15 protein-coding genes are annotated in these 13,596 nt (G+C 57.8%); 10 read left to right on the top strand and 5 right to left on the bottom strand.

Features of this window, described 5'->3' with window-relative positions; translation table 11 throughout:
• Positions 1-74: 74 nt before the first annotated feature.
• From ML541_RS07780 to ML541_RS07795, 4 genes are all read right to left on the bottom strand, one after another.
• Positions 75-1,265, bottom strand: coding sequence for an MFS transporter (locus ML541_RS07780; RefSeq protein WP_243372109.1), 1,191 nt, complete (start codon positions 1,263-1,265; stop codon positions 75-77).
• Positions 1,266-1,391: 126 nt separating this feature from the next.
• A complete protein-coding gene (locus ML541_RS07785; protein WP_243372111.1) occupies positions 1,392-2,699 on the bottom strand; it encodes a diguanylate cyclase in 1,308 nt (435 codons plus the stop codon).
• A gap of 182 nt (positions 2,700-2,881) precedes the next feature.
• A complete protein-coding gene (locus ML541_RS07790; protein WP_243372113.1) occupies positions 2,882-3,283 on the bottom strand; it encodes a DoxX family protein in 402 nt (133 codons plus the stop codon).
• A gap of 29 nt (positions 3,284-3,312) precedes the next feature.
• Positions 3,313-3,681 carry a VOC family protein gene (locus ML541_RS07795; RefSeq protein WP_243372115.1) on the bottom strand — a complete coding sequence of 123 codons (369 nt, stop codon included), beginning with the start codon at positions 3,679-3,681 and terminating at the stop codon, positions 3,313-3,315.
• A 131-nt stretch (positions 3,682-3,812) separates the two neighbouring features.
• On the opposite strand from ML541_RS07795, the gene ML541_RS07800 reads away from it, so the two are divergent.
• From ML541_RS07800 to ML541_RS07840, 9 genes are all read left to right on the top strand, one after another.
• Positions 3,813-4,403 carry a TetR/AcrR family transcriptional regulator gene (locus tag ML541_RS07800; RefSeq protein WP_243372117.1) on the top strand — a complete coding sequence of 197 codons (591 nt, stop codon included), beginning with the start codon at positions 3,813-3,815 and terminating at the stop codon, positions 4,401-4,403.
• A 55-nt stretch (positions 4,404-4,458) separates the two neighbouring features.
• Positions 4,459-4,896 (top strand): cupin domain-containing protein, encoded by a 438-nt coding sequence (locus ML541_RS07805; RefSeq protein ID WP_243372119.1) that lies wholly within the window; start codon positions 4,459-4,461, stop codon positions 4,894-4,896.
• A gap of 111 nt (positions 4,897-5,007) precedes the next feature.
• On the top strand, positions 5,008-5,694 hold the full coding sequence (locus ML541_RS07810) for an OmpA family protein (protein WP_243372121.1): 687 nt from the start codon (positions 5,008-5,010) through the stop codon (positions 5,692-5,694).
• A 130-nt stretch (positions 5,695-5,824) separates the two neighbouring features.
• Entirely contained in the window at positions 5,825-6,619 is a 795-nt protein-coding gene (locus tag ML541_RS07815) for a sulfite exporter TauE/SafE family protein (RefSeq protein WP_243372122.1), read from the top strand.
• A gap of 195 nt (positions 6,620-6,814) precedes the next feature.
• Entirely contained in the window at positions 6,815-7,069 is a 255-nt protein-coding gene (locus ML541_RS07820) for a DUF3862 domain-containing protein (RefSeq protein ID WP_243372124.1), read from the top strand.
• A 61-nt stretch (positions 7,070-7,130) separates the two neighbouring features.
• Positions 7,131-8,093 (top strand): serine hydrolase, encoded by a 963-nt coding sequence (locus ML541_RS07825; protein WP_243372327.1) that lies wholly within the window; start codon positions 7,131-7,133, stop codon positions 8,091-8,093.
• A gap of 15 nt (positions 8,094-8,108) precedes the next feature.
• On the top strand, positions 8,109-8,648 hold the full coding sequence (locus tag ML541_RS07830; protein WP_243372125.1) for a PaaI family thioesterase: 540 nt from the start codon (positions 8,109-8,111) through the stop codon (positions 8,646-8,648).
• 16 nt (positions 8,649-8,664) lie between these two features.
• On the top strand, positions 8,665-10,110 hold the full coding sequence (locus tag ML541_RS07835) for a glyceraldehyde-3-phosphate dehydrogenase (RefSeq protein ID WP_243372126.1): 1,446 nt from the start codon (positions 8,665-8,667) through the stop codon (positions 10,108-10,110).
• Between the two features lie 145 nt (positions 10,111-10,255).
• Positions 10,256-11,896, top strand: a complete 1,641-nt coding sequence (locus tag ML541_RS07840; protein ID WP_243372127.1) for a fatty acid--CoA ligase — start codon at positions 10,256-10,258, stop codon at positions 11,894-11,896.
• A 40-nt stretch (positions 11,897-11,936) separates the two neighbouring features.
• Here the strand turns inward: ML541_RS07840 and ML541_RS07845 are convergent, their stop codons facing one another.
• On the bottom strand, positions 11,937-12,860 hold the full coding sequence (locus ML541_RS07845) for an MBL fold metallo-hydrolase (protein WP_243372128.1): 924 nt from the start codon (positions 12,858-12,860) through the stop codon (positions 11,937-11,939).
• 160 nt (positions 12,861-13,020) lie between these two features.
• Here ML541_RS07845 and ML541_RS07850 point away from each other — a divergent pair, with 160 nt between their 5' ends.
• Positions 13,021-13,482, top strand: coding sequence for a YbhB/YbcL family Raf kinase inhibitor-like protein (locus ML541_RS07850; RefSeq protein ID WP_243372129.1), 462 nt, complete (start codon positions 13,021-13,023; stop codon positions 13,480-13,482).
• The last annotated feature ends 114 nt before the right edge of the window (positions 13,483-13,596 follow it).

The raw sequence follows: 13,596 nt of genomic DNA on the forward strand, positions 1-13,596 counted from the left end.
CATCTGCAGTAATGAGCAGGCCTTTTAAAAAATTGTGCCACAGGTATGGCCGGGGGCAAGTCCGTGTCTGACAATCAGCAGTCCAATTGAGGTGCGTGACGATGCTTGAGAAAGAGGTACATGAGCGGGGGAAGGACCAGGAGAAAGACGATGAAGAGGAGCATGAAGGTGTTTGCCACACCGCGGTGATCGGCATATTTCCCCACCAGCGGTCCGGTGATGGCGAAGAGCAGCCGGAAACAGAGGGACTGAAGGCTGAGCATGCCGGCCCGGGTGGCTGAAGGTATTTCTGCCTGGGTAAGGTGTAGCATGAATGGCCCCCGCATGCCGCGCATGGCCGTGAGCAGGTAATAGAAGAGGAACCCCAACACCCCTGCCGACAGCGCCAACCCCAGGTATCCTGCCCAGACCAGCACCACTAGAAGAAAAACGATCCCTCGGGTACCGAGGCGCTCCCGTACCCGGTGGCTCAAGACGGCAAAGACGGCGACGATAAAGTTGGCCCCGGCCCAGATGGGGCCGAAGGAAGCGATGGGGACGCCGGCGTCGCGCATGTAGGGCTGGATCAGCCACACCGGGTAGAAGGATGCTATTCCCAGGACGATGCTGAGGAGGACCGTAACCCGGAGCCGCCGGTTCTCCATGAAGACGTACCGTGCTGAAGCAAGAGCTTCCTGCAAGTGGCTGACCTGGTGATGCTGTTCCCGCTTAGGTTCAATCAATCCGCGCGTGACAAACAGTGCCAGTACCCAGATCACTACCTGGAGCATAAAGGGGAGGAGGGGGTATCGGGCATAGAGCACCCCGGCGAACAACGCCCCTGCCGCTTCGCCGGTCTGGCCGAAGCCGGTGGAGCGCCCTTCAAAGCGGGCATAGGCCGCTTCCTCGTCCGTTCCCTTGAGCGATTCAAAAAGAAGAGCGCTATCGGTGCCGCTGATGAAGGAGGTGGAGATGCCGAGGAGGATTTCAGCGATGAGGACATGGCAGAAGGAGGAGGCAACCGTGTAGACCCCCCAGCCGATGATGCCCAGCACGGTGGCGAAGGTCAGGGCAGTCCTGTATCCGAGCCTGTCGCTGATGTAGCCGGAGGGATACTCCATTACCACCATCGCCACGGCAAAGATGCTCTGCAGGAGCAGGATCTGGGAGAGGGACAGGCCGATGTGCTCCTTCCAGAACAGGGTGATGACCGCCATGGGAAAGAGGGTCATCTGCAGGAAGGAGAAGGCATAAAGCAGGGGGATATTGCGGCGGAGTCCGATCATGGGAGGCATTATGCCGTATTGTCGCGCGATAATGAAGGAAAAGGTTCGGCCAGGGTGCCGGTGCCACCATGGTCATTGCGAGCGGCAAGACGGCGGATGATGAGGGTGCGGGATTGCCTTGAACCGTCAGACAGGCGGCAGAGGGGAGACCGGCGGCGGTGCGCTCAGGGAAGAGCGCAAATGCTTGGGAAAGGGGAGCGGCAGCGGCGATTCCGGCGTGGTGCCGTCAGCGAAGGTTATGCGGTTCCTGCCATCCCTCTTTGCCTGGTACAGACCCTTGTCTGCTGCCTGGAGCAGCATGCTCCTGCTGGTGCGGTTGTCGGGGACCATGGTGGCGACGCCGGCACTGAGGGTCACCACGCTTGCAGGTGACAAACCATGGGGTATGCCAAGGGATTCCACACGTGCCCTGCAGTCTTCGGCGATTGAGGCGGCATCGGGGAGGTCGGTCTCGGGAAGAACCAGCACAAATTCCTCGCCACCGTACCTGGCGGCCATGTCTCCTGGGCGTCGTGCCATGCTGCCCAGTTCCTCCGCCACCACCCTCAGGCATTCGTCTCCTGCCTGGTGGCCGTAGGTATCGTTATAATTTTTGAAAAAATCCAGGTCGAATATGATCAGGGATATGGGTTTTCTGGAGCGCAGGGCGCGCATCCATTCCTGATCCAGCCGGTATTCCAGGTGTCGGCGGTTGCCTAGACCGGTCAATTCGTCGGAGATAGAGAGTTGATGCAGTTTATCACTTGTTTCCAGGAGTTGCTGTTTTTCCGCCACGAGGAGAATGGAATTCAGAAAATCCCGCCGCCGGTAATGTTCCATCAGATAATTGGAAAAGGTGCCGATATTGATCGTGGCCAGGATGCAGAAGCTGTTATGTACGATGGTAGTCAAGGCGGCATGCCGGTCGAAAATGGCGACAGCCTCATAGGCAAGGGTCGTGGCAAGCGCCCATGTCAGGGCATACCAGAATCGCATTCCTACAAAGGTAAAGGCGGCCATTATCAGCAATAACAGGCCGGTGTAATAGAAATTTTTTTCAGGAGCCGGGTCGAAGTGGACCATGGCGACAATGCCCAGGCTACCCACCAGCATCACCAGCCAGATGGCAGGCTGGGCGTAACGTTTGAATGCAGGCATGTAGGTGAAGACAAGGCCGGCAGTCGCCACAGGGCAGACGACAGCGTAGCGGATGAACCACATGTGCTCCCTGTCTGCGGAGAGGAGCATGAAATCGACAATGCCGAACACCGCATACAGAACGATGCCGGTCATCAGGGCAATGCGTACCTGCTTCAGGGTGTTCTTGAAATAATACCCGCTGAAGGCCGCCTCAAGCTTCACCGGAAACCGGAGCCGCGGAAAGCCCAGCTTGAGTGAGGCCTGGGCGGCAGCCATTTCCGCTTCGGTGTAGTCCGTTCCCGTTTTCCCATCCATGTAAAAGGCACCTTTTCCATAGGTATAAATATATCTTAGTATAAATAAATGTGTGTTCGCTGATTGTCAACGGTTTATCGACTCCTAATGCGGTACCGGTTGGCACCATTTTCCTCGAACCGCCTCCCTATCCAGCCGAATTCCTGTTTCCATCGGAAATAAGTCCCTATCCAGCTCGCGCGTCAGTGCCCATGGCTGCTCCCTTTCCGGCGGCTGTCGATGCTCCAGATGCCACCTCCCTGCGCCGCGATGAAAAGAAAGACGAAACAGTAGAGCACCGCCAACTCGCCCTGGTTCTGCAGTGGCAGCAGGGACATCTTTGCATGATGGATCCAGTAGGCGAAGGCCATTTCGCCGCTGGCAATGAAGGCGGCCCAGTGGGTGAAAAATCCTATCATGACCAGAATTCCGCAGATGAGTTCGATGGGGCCGGCTCCATAGATAATGAACGGGGGGGCTCCTGGCGGCATGGGGCTTGGAATGGAGAACAATTTCTGCATGCCGTGCCAGAGGAAGAGAAAGCCGGCGACCATGCGCAGGGCCGCGTAACAGTGAGGGACATAGTTGGACATGAACCATCCCATACGGCACCTCCCAAAATGAGCGGCTACTCCTACGAGTTGTAACTGGTCGAGTGCATCTGCCAGAATGCAAGAGTTGCGCCGGTGGGGTCGGTGATGACGCTGAACCAGCCGATGCCGGGAATCTCGGTGACCTCCCTGCGAATTGTCGCGCCCAGTGAGCGAGCTTTCTCGGTAGTGGTGACCGCATTGTCCACCTGGACGTAAGCGAGCCACGAGGAAGGAACCTCCGGTCCTGGGGTACGCATCATGCCGCCCCCCGTTCCTTCCCCCACCTTGATGAGGGTATAGTCCATGCCCGGTATCTCTTCCAGTTGCCAGTCGAACAGCGCCGAGTAAAACGCCTTGGCTCTGGTCAGGTCGGTTGTCATCAGCTCAACATGCACAAAGGGATTGGCCATGACGCATCCTCCTTTTGGTGGCTTTTGTGGATCTTCTATGATTATACGGCATCTTGAGCGGCCATGCCTTTGAACGGACACGAAAAGAAAAACAGGTTGACTTCTGGACCTTTTGGTCCTAAAGTTTGCCCATGTCAATGGGAAGACCCCTCGCATACGATCCCGAGAAGGCGCTGGATGCGGCCATGCAAGTATTCTGGTCCCGTGGCTATGAGGCGACCACTCTACAGGACCTGCTCCAGGCCATGGGACTCTCCAAGAGCAGCTTCTATCAAGCCTTCGGCGGCAAAAAAGAGCTTTTCCTGCGCTGTATTGCCCGCTATCGGGAAAAAATCGGCCAAGGGCTCATCGAGTTGCTGGGGAACTCCGGATCGGCGCGGGAATTCATTGAGAGGATGCTGCTGAATTCGGCAGCCGAAGCCAGGCGTCCCAACGAGGCCAGGCGCGGCTGTCTGCTGATGAATACCGCCACCGAGTGCGCCCAGAAAGACGGTGACATCGCAGGGGAGGTATCCTCCGGTTTCGACGGGCTGCACGCCCTGCTTTGTCGGGCGGTCAGGCGTGGCCAGGAAGAGGGGGCCATTACCCGGGAAGTGGAGGCCGAGGCTTTGGCGGGCTATCTGATCAGCAGCCTGGGGGGAATCAAGACGGTCGTCAAGAGTGGGGCCGATGAGCAGCGGGTTCGAGATATCGTTGCCGTTACTCTGCGGGCTTTGGGATAAATTTTTTTTAGCCATTTCTGGACCAGAAGGTCCATAACTTCAAAAGGAGGATGCTGTGACCATTCAGGGAAACAACTTTACCGCAGAGCATACCGGACCGTTTGCAACGCTTCTTGAGAGGGATTTTCTCGGCTTTCACGGCAAATACTTCATCGGCGGGAGCCTGGGGCTGACCGGCTGCGAAGTATCGCTCAACAGGCTGCCGGCAGGGAAGGGGATGCCCTTTGTCCATGCCCACAAGAAGAACGAAGAACTATATATCGTCCTGGGGGGCAACGGCATCTTTTACGTGGACGGGGAGGAGTTCCCGGTGAGCGAAGGGAGCCTGGTCCGGGTGGCGCCGTCCGGCGAACGGGCATATAGGGCAGGGGATGCTGACCTCTATTTCCTTTGCATCCAGAGCGAGGGGGGGAGCCTGACCCAGGCGACCCTGGAGGACGGCATCAGGCTCCCCGTTAAAGCCTCATGGATGAACAAGCATCCGGCGGATTAAGAGCCTGGGGTGCTGTACCGACGGTCTTGCGCTTTTCCGGTCGGGGTACTATACTGCGGCAAGATAGCGAGCCCTCCGGGTCTCAAGACCATGACTCAAAGGAGAAGGAAATTGAAAGCGAGACATTTGATGGTGTTTGTGGCAGGTGCACTGATGGTGGCCATGCTGGTTGCAGGCTGCGCAACGAATCCCGATGGCAGCTATGAGTTCAAAAGAACCGCCATCGGCTCACTGGGTGGGGCGGCATTGGGTGCAGGCATCGGTGCACTGGCCGGAGGCAAGACCCACCGGGGACGTAATGCGGCTATCGGTGGCCTTTCGGGCGCCGTTGTCGGCGGCGGGATCGGCTATTACATGGACCGGCAGGCGGCAGCCCTGAAGAAGAACCTCCCCGAGGCTGAGGTGGTCAGGGACGGAGACAAGATTTATGTGGCCCTCCCCTCGGGCATCCTCTTTGACTTGGGTAAAGATGCACTGAAACCGGGGGCAAAGGAGTCGCTGAGCAAGGCGGCCGTAACCCTGAAGAATTCGGAGACGAATATCATCATCCAGGGTCACACCGATTCTACCGGTTCTGATGCTGTCAATCAGCCGTTGAGTGAGCGGCGCGCCGCCCATGTCCGTGATTTTCTCACAGCCAACGGCGTGCCCGCCTCGCGGATGTCGGCAGTGGGCTACGGCTCCAGCCGTCCGGCAGTGCCCAACGATACCGACGCCAACCGTGCCCTCAACCGCCGCGTACAGCTGGAAATCAGCCCCAATGAAAAGGCCGTAGCGCAGAACAGCGGTAACAATTAAAGAGCTGGGCGATATACTTTCACGACGGATAAAGGCGGCCATTTCGGCCGCCTTTGCCGTTTATGGGTGAAAATGCTGGAAAAGCGCCATCCCACCGGCTATTATGGGGCCTCAAGGCAAGGAGGGAGATATGACGACTGTATGGCTATCATATGTAGGTCTGGGGGCATTCGCCGGCGTCCTGGCAGGACTGCTCGGTGTCGGCGGGGGACTGGTGATAGTACCGGTGCTGTCGTTCATTTTCGTCCATCAGCAGTTGCCTCCTGAGCACATCCTCCATCTGGCCCTCGGCACATCGCTTGCCAGCATCATCTTCACCTCCATCTCCAGTCTCCGTGCCCACCATGCGCGGGGCGCCGTCAACTGGGTCGTTGTACAGCAGATCAGCCCGGGCATAGTCGTCGGCACGTTTCTCGGCTCCTGGGTTGCGTCCCGGCTATCCACCGCATTTCTCAAGGGGTTCTTCGTCGTTTTTCTCTTCTATGTCGCCCTGCAGATGTTCTTCAATATCAAACCGCAGCCCCATCGGCAGCTTCCGGGTAAGGGGGCTGTCTTCGGTGTCGGCAGCCTGATCGGCGGTGTATCGAGCTTCGTCGGGATCGGCGGCGGCAGCATGTCCGTCCCCTTTCTACTCTGGTGCAACGTTGCCATGCGCAATGCCATCGGCACTTCCGCGGCAATCGGATTTCCCATCGCCCTGGCTGGTGCGGCAGGCTATGTGGTCAACGGTCTTGCCGCCACCCTTCCTCCCCATACCCTCGGCTTCGTTCATCTTCCGGCTTTGGCCGGAGTTGCGGCGGCAAGCATCGCCACTGCACCGCTTGGGGCAAAACTGGCCCATACCCTGCCGGTGGCCGGGCTGAAAAAGATCTTCGCCCTGCTGCTCGTCTTCATGGGAACGAAGATGTTGCTGAGTCTTCTTTAGCGCTTGTCCGGTCTTAGAGCGAGCTCGACAACCTTTCCCGCAGTTTCCATGGCTTGCAGTTGTTTAAGTAGTGCATATGAACCTTTTTACACGGAGTAAAAGCTTTTCAAATGTGCTAAAAATATGCTATCTTCAGGCGTTTTTGCCGGAGGGTGAGGTGCAGGCATCTGTTTTTTTCTGCGAGGGGGGCAAATAATGCGATTTTTCATGCCGGTGATGCTGTTGCTGCTTCTCCTGGTTTCCGGGTGCAGCAGGCTGACTATGGCAAACTATGACAAAATAAAAATGGGGATGGAATACGACCAGGTTACAGCGATCCTTGGCAAACCTGACAACTGTTCCGATGCGCTCATTGCCAGGAGCTGCATCTGGGGCAGCGAAGAAAAGAACATCACCGTCAACTTCGTTGGGGGAAAGGCAATACTCTTCACCAGCAAGAACATCAGATAAACAACTGCATAAGATGAACCGTGCGTCGTTGAAAAAAGTGGTTGGATATGCCTTGGCCGGTATGGTCCTGGTCGGCATCGGCTGGTATGCCCATGGCTGGTACCATTGCCACGATAGCCGCAGTGCCTCCCGTCGGGTCAGGGCGGGCGGTTTCCGTTTCATCAGTCCGCTGTTGGATGTGGAACTTCCCGAAGGGGTGAACAACCTGCAGGAGCCGATCCACTTCAAGGCGAAGGTGGCGGAATTCGTGGAGCAGCAGAAGAGATCGGGCCGCATCAGCAGCATGTCCGTCTATTTCCGGGATCTCTTCGACGGGCCCTGGTTCGGCATCAACGAAAATGCCAGGTTCGATGCCGCCAGCATGATGAAGGTGCCGGTCATGATCGCGTGGCTTAAGCGTGCAGAAAAAGACCCGCGGGTACTGGACCGGCAGTTCGTTTATGACGGTAAGGAAGACCTGACGGCAGTGCAGACGATCAAGCCGCGCCTTACCATAGCTCCAGGGCGTCGGTACAGCGTGGAGCAGCTTTTGCGCTACATGATCAACTACTCCGACAACAACGCCACGACGCTTTTGTACAATGCCCTGCCCCCCCAGGAATTGAACGACGTTCTGGACGGCATGGACATCGACAATGACTCCAGTGGCGGGAATAATGCCATTTCCGTACATGGTTATTCGGGTTTTTTTCGTATTCTTTACAATGCGGCATACCTGAACAGGGAGATGTCGGAAAAGGCTTTGCAGCTCCTTACCCTGGAGGATTTTCCCCAGGGGATTGCCGCGGGGATTCCCAAGGGGACAGCCGTAGCTGCCAAGTTCGGCGAGTCGCATCAGGGCAGCGAAAAGCAGCTGCATGAGTTCGGCATTGTTTACCATCCCAAAGGACCGTACATTATCGGCATCATGACCCGCGGCCGTGATGCAACCGCGCTGGCAGCGGTGATCAGGGATCTCTCCGCCCTGATCTATGGCGAGGTCTCCGCCGCTTCACCGACAGGTTCGGCAGCGGCAGTCAGATAAGGAGAAAGAAACGCAGTGGGATTGGATCGGGAGTCTTTCGAAAACCTGCCGGAGGTGACGGCACAGTGGCCAGGCTCCTGTTTTGCCTGTTCGGCTGATCATCCCCATGGGCTGCACCTGCGTTTCCGCCGCACCAGCGACGGGGTCGCCTCTCTCTGTTCCGTTACAGAGCAATTTTGCGGCTTCGACGGCATGGCCCACGGCGGCATCATCACCACGCTGCTGGATGAGGCTTCTGCCTGGGCGCTCATGGCGAGGCACGGCAAGCTGGGGGTGACGCGGGAAATGACTGTCCGCTTTCTGAAACCGGTGCGGACCGGGCAGGACCTTGTTGTCCAGGCCCGCATCACTTTCTTTGACAATAAGGCAGCGCTGGTTGAGGGCACGGTGCAAGACCTGGATGGCGAGGTCCTGGCCGAAAGTTCCTGCTCCTGGGCCTTTCCCCGATTATCACGTATTGCCGGGTTGGCCGGTGTGGAAGAAGCTCGATTGCAGTCTTTTCTTGACGACTGTCGGCCGGATGGCGGCGGTAATTCAATGATGTTATCTGAATGAGAGGAGTGTAGCGACAATGATGAATCAGAAACAGACGGCGTATTTGAAGGAATGGCAAGGCTATGAGGAATTGGCTGAGCAGATGCTGCCGATGATCGGCAAGCTCTACCGTGACCACAACGTGGTGACCAACGTCTATGGTCGCTCCCTGGTTAACAACTCCACCATCGATATCCTCAAGGCCCATCGTTTTGCCAGGCTCATCCTGGACGGGGAACTAACGGTAGGGGATACGTTTCCTATCGTTCAGGGGCTGGCAAAGCTAGATCTGGCTCCCGCCCGCATTGACATCGGTAAGCTGACGGTTGCCTATCAGGCGGAATCGGGAAAACTGTCTGTTGATGAATTTCTCCGTCGCGAGCTGGCTTCGGTGAATACCGGGCGACAGCCCTTGCTGGAAGAGCCGCGGGATGTGGTCCTTTACGGTTTCGGCCGCATCGGCAGGCTTTTGGCGCGCGTTCTCGTGGAGAAGGCCGGAAGCGGCGAAAAGCTGCGGCTCAGGGCAGCGGTGGTGCGCAAGGGGAGTTCCGAAGACCTCATTAAAAGGGCGAGCCTCCTGCGCCGCGATTCGGTCCACGGACACTTCAACGGCACCATCACCATTGACGAAGAGGAAAACGCCATTATCGCCAACGGCAACCTGATCCGTATCATCTATGCCGATGCTCCTGAAAACGTCGACTACAGCCAGTACGGCATTCGCAATGCCATCCTCATCGACAATACCGGCAAATGGCGCGACCGTGACGGGCTGGGACGCCACCTGCAGGCAAAGGGCATCGCCAAGGTCATCCTGACGGCTCCCGGCAAGAGTGATATTCCCAACGTGGTTGCTGGGATCAACAACGAGCTGATCACCGCCGGGGAAAACATCTTTTCCGCCGCCAGCTGCACTACCAATGCCATCGTGCCGGTGCTCAAGGCGGTCAACGACCGTTTCGGCATCGTTAGCGGCCACGTGGAGACCTGTCATTCCTACACCAACGATCAGAATCTCATCGACAATTACCACAAGAAAAACCGGCGTGGGCGCGCCGCCGCCCTGAACATGGTCATCACCGAAACCGGCGCTGCCAAGGCGGTTGCCAAGGCTCTACCGGAGCTTACCGGCAAGCTGACCGGCAACGCCATCCGCGTGCCGACTCCAAACGTTTCCCTGGCGATCCTCAACCTGCAGCTCAAGGAAGAGACGACAGTAGAAACCCTGAACGGCTATCTGCGCGACATCTCCCTGAACTCCCCGCTGCAGAACCAGATCGATTTCACCAACTCCCCCGAGGTGGTCTCCAGCGATTTCGTCGGCTCCCGCCACGCAGGTGTCGTCGATTCTCTGGCAACCATCGTTCAGGCCAACCGCTGCGTGCTCTATGTCTGGTACGACAACGAGTTCGGATACAGCTGTCAGGTTGTGCGCATGCTGCAAAAAATGGCCGGCCTCGAACTGCCGGCGCTACCCAACTGATCTGGGAGTTTAGCTGAATACAGCCTCGGACGGTCTCCAGGGCCGCCCGAGGCTGATGAACAAGTTGCAGTGCCCCTCCTACCTGCCGTCATGCCAATAACTATACCTCGCCCTACAACTAAGTAACTCTCCCAGGAGAAGCTCCATGACGAACGAGATGCTGATTCCCCGCACTCCCTCCGCCCATGATTATCAACTGCTGATCAGAAACCTGCTCTATAGCCCGATGGTCAATGATCCGGATCAGGAGATTGTTTATCGCCACCACTACCGCGGCACCTACCGGGATCTGCGGCAACGGGTCTGCAGGCTGGCTTCGGCCCTGACCGGTCTGGGGGTAAAGCCCGGAGACACTGTGGCGGTGATGGACTGGGACAGCCACCGGTATTTGGAGTTGTTTTTCGCCGTCCCCATGATCGGTGCAGTCCTGCACACCATCAACGTCCGGCTGTCACCGGAGCAGATTCTCTATACCATCGACCATGCCGAGGATGATGTTCTCTTCATCAATAGCGAATTCCTGCCGATCCTGGAACAGATTCGTGGGCGTATCGACCTGGTGCGGACCTATGTCCTCATTGCCGACGAGCCGTGCGATTCCCACATGGTCCCCTTTGCCGGGGAGTATGAGCAGTTGCTGGCCCAGGCCTCTCCCCGCTTCGATTTTCCGGACCTTGATGAGAATACCCGGGCGACCACCTTCTACACCACCGGCACTACCGGATTGCCGAAGGGGGTCTACTTCAGCCACCGCCAGCTGGTGATGCACACCATGGGGCTCCTGGCCATGCTCGGCTCGGTGGTCGGCCATGGTGCATTCCGCCGGGACGACGTCTATATGCCCATGACCCCCATGTTTCACGTGCATGCCTGGGGCATGCCCTATGTGGCGACAATGCTCGGCGTCAAGCAGGTCTATCCCGGTCGTTATTCGCCGGATTTGCTGCTGGAGCTGAAGGAGAAGGAAGGGGTGACCTTCTCCCACTGCGTACCGACCATCATGCATATGCTGCTCAAGCATCCCCATGCCGGGCGCATGGACCTCTCCGGCTGGAAACTGATCATCGGCGGGGCTGCCATGTCCCGCACCCTCTGTCTTGAGGCCCTTGGCCGGGGGATGGATGTCTTCACCGGTTACGGCATGTCCGAAACCTGTCCGATCATCACCGTTTCCCAGTTGACCCCGGAGATGCTTGCGCTTCCTGCTGAGGAACAGGCGGCGATCCGCTGCCGTACCGGTATTTCTCTGCCGCTGGTGGACCTGAAGGTTACGGACGGAGGAGTGCAGGAACAGCCATGGGACGGCACCAGCAGCGGCGAGATCGTCGTTCGCGCCCCGTGGCTGACCCAGGGGTACCTGAAAGATCACAAGGCTTCGGAGCGGCTCTGGGAAGGCGGATATCTGCACACGGGAGATGTGGCAGTGCGGGACGAGAAAGGTTACGTGCGCATCACCGACCGCACCAAGGATGTGATCAAAGTGGCAGGGGAGTGGATGTCGTCCCTGGAACTGGAGGACATCGTCGCCCACCATCCGGCGGTTGCCGAAGTTGCGGTAATCGGCCAGCCCGACGAGAAATGGGGTGAGCGCCCCCTGGTACTGGTTGTGGCGAAGCCGGGCGAAACGGCCAGCGAGAAGGATCTGACCCATCACCTCAAGCAGTATGCCGAGAAGGGGGTGGTGAGCAAGCATGTGGTGCTGGCCAGGGTGAGACTGGTAGAGATGATCGACAAGACCAGCGTCGGCAAGATAAATAAGGTTGCCCTGCGGGAGAAATACCTGTAGCAGGTTGTTGAGAGGGGGCGGTCAGAGCGACCGCCCTTTTTTATCCTGCAGCCATTGCCTGCCGTTCTTCCTCCGGCAGGCTCTCCACGTATTCGATCAGGCCGCGCAGGGTGTTCCCCAGGAAGTAGCGTTCACGGGCTATAATGTCCTTGGGCAGGCGCTCCACGTTGCGGTAGTACTCGTCGTGCTGTAAAAGCCAGTTGTTGATGGCTCCTTCCCGATTTGACCCCCCCATGTCAATATTGACGGCAACCGCGCGTGTCCAGAGCAGGAGCTGGTTACGGGCGATTTGCAGGTGCTTCACCCCATCGTCAACCATCCCGTAATGGGCGAAGACCATGGCGCTCGGCGCAACGTCGATCATCCGGCCGATGGAGTCCAGTGCTACCTGGAGAATAAAGCGGGGAGGGGTGGCCGGGCGCATGTAAAGGCCCTCCTCAAGTTCGCAGTGCACACCTGCCACTTCTCCGGCAAAGAGCAGATCATCCAGCAGATAGCTGCAGTGGTGCTGGGCATGGCCGGGGGTGAGAAAAGCGCGGACACCTGTCTGTCCCACGGTTTCCTCATAGCCGATGTTTTCCGCGGGCACCGGCACGATCTCACCGTAGGCCTCTGCCAAAACAGGCCCCAGCACTTTGCGTGTCCCTTCCCATAGCTTTTCCGGAGCAGTCATGTGCCGGACCCCCTCTGGATGGCAGATTACCTTTGCCCCGGGAAATTCCCTGACCAGGGCGCCGGTTCCACCGGCATGATCGATATGGATGTGGGTAAGGAGGATGTAATCCAGGTGCTCGACCCCCTTTCGGCGGATTTCGCTGCAGAGGCGGGGAATGGTGGAAAGGGGCCCGGGATCGACAAGGATGGTAAAGTCATCTCCCTGATAGAGCCAGGAACTGATGAATTTGCGAAAGCCTTCGAGGCTGGGCTGGTCGAGATCGATGCAGGAGAGACGGCTGCGATCCATTGAGTTACTCCTTTCACTGGAAAAATGCAGGGGATTTTCGCCGAATTACCGGTAGATGTCAATCCAAGATCATCCCATGGTCCCTCCACCTGTTCTTGCATTCCCTTCGTTTCCTGCCAGAATTTAAGCAGAGCACCAATCCGCAGGAGGAGGTTTGGCAATGGAATTCAAATTGACCAGTCCCGCCTTTCACCATGGTTCACAGATTCCGTCCCGCTACACCTGTGATGGAGAGGACATCAGCCCATATCTGGTGATCCAGGGAGCGCCGGCAGCTGCAAAATCGCTGGTCCTGATCGTGGATGACCCGGACGCACCGGCCGGAACCTGGGTCCACTGGCTTTTATGGGATATCTCACCTGAGGTGCAGGAAATACGGGAGCACACCGTGCCGTTTGGCGCGCGGCAGGGCATAAACAGCTGGGAACGGATCGGTTACGGCGGACCGTGCCCCCCTTCCGGCACTCATCGCTATTTTTTCAGGCTCTTTGCCCTGGATATCAGGCCAAAACTGGCAGAACAGGCGGTCAGGGAAGAGCTGGAAATGGCAATGGAGGGGCATATACTGGCGACGACGGAATTGATGGGCACCTATGCCAGGACCAACCAGGCACCGCTGTAAGAACAGGGAATCCAGGGAGTGAGATGGAAAGGCAGATGGTACGGGAAAAGGTGAGGGGATTTCCAAGAACCGTCGAAGTTGCTCATGTGGGAAGGCAAAGTCACATTGAGAGAT

Origin of the sequence: Geotalea sp. SG265 (assembly GCF_022808985.1) — a bacterium.
Classification (GTDB): Bacteria; Desulfobacterota; Desulfuromonadia; order Geobacterales; family Geobacteraceae; genus Geotalea.

Coding starts and splice junctions, on each gene's coding strand:
- ML541_RS07780 (WP_243372109.1), bottom strand. CDS start 1,265: ATGATCGGACTCCGCCGCAATATCCCCCTGCTTTATGCCTTCTCCTTC.
- ML541_RS07785 (WP_243372111.1), bottom strand. CDS start 2,699: ATGGATGGGAAAACGGGAACGGACTACACCGAAGCGGAAATGGCTGCC.
- ML541_RS07790 (WP_243372113.1), bottom strand. CDS start 3,283: ATGGGATGGTTCATGTCCAACTATGTCCCTCACTGTTACGCGGCCCTG.
- ML541_RS07795 (WP_243372115.1), bottom strand. CDS start 3,681: ATGGCCAATCCCTTTGTGCATGTTGAGCTGATGACAACCGACCTGACC.
- ML541_RS07800 (WP_243372117.1), top strand. CDS start 3,813: ATGTCAATGGGAAGACCCCTCGCATACGATCCCGAGAAGGCGCTGGAT.
- ML541_RS07815 (WP_243372122.1), top strand. CDS start 5,825: ATGACGACTGTATGGCTATCATATGTAGGTCTGGGGGCATTCGCCGGC.
- ML541_RS07820 (WP_243372124.1), top strand. CDS start 6,815: ATGCGATTTTTCATGCCGGTGATGCTGTTGCTGCTTCTCCTGGTTTCC.
- ML541_RS07825 (WP_243372327.1), top strand. CDS start 7,131: ATGGTCCTGGTCGGCATCGGCTGGTATGCCCATGGCTGGTACCATTGC.
- ML541_RS07835 (WP_243372126.1), top strand. CDS start 8,665: ATGATGAATCAGAAACAGACGGCGTATTTGAAGGAATGGCAAGGCTAT.
- ML541_RS07840 (WP_243372127.1), top strand. CDS start 10,256: ATGACGAACGAGATGCTGATTCCCCGCACTCCCTCCGCCCATGATTAT.
- ML541_RS07845 (WP_243372128.1), bottom strand. CDS start 12,860: ATGGATCGCAGCCGTCTCTCCTGCATCGATCTCGACCAGCCCAGCCTC.
- ML541_RS07850 (WP_243372129.1), top strand. CDS start 13,021: ATGGAATTCAAATTGACCAGTCCCGCCTTTCACCATGGTTCACAGATT.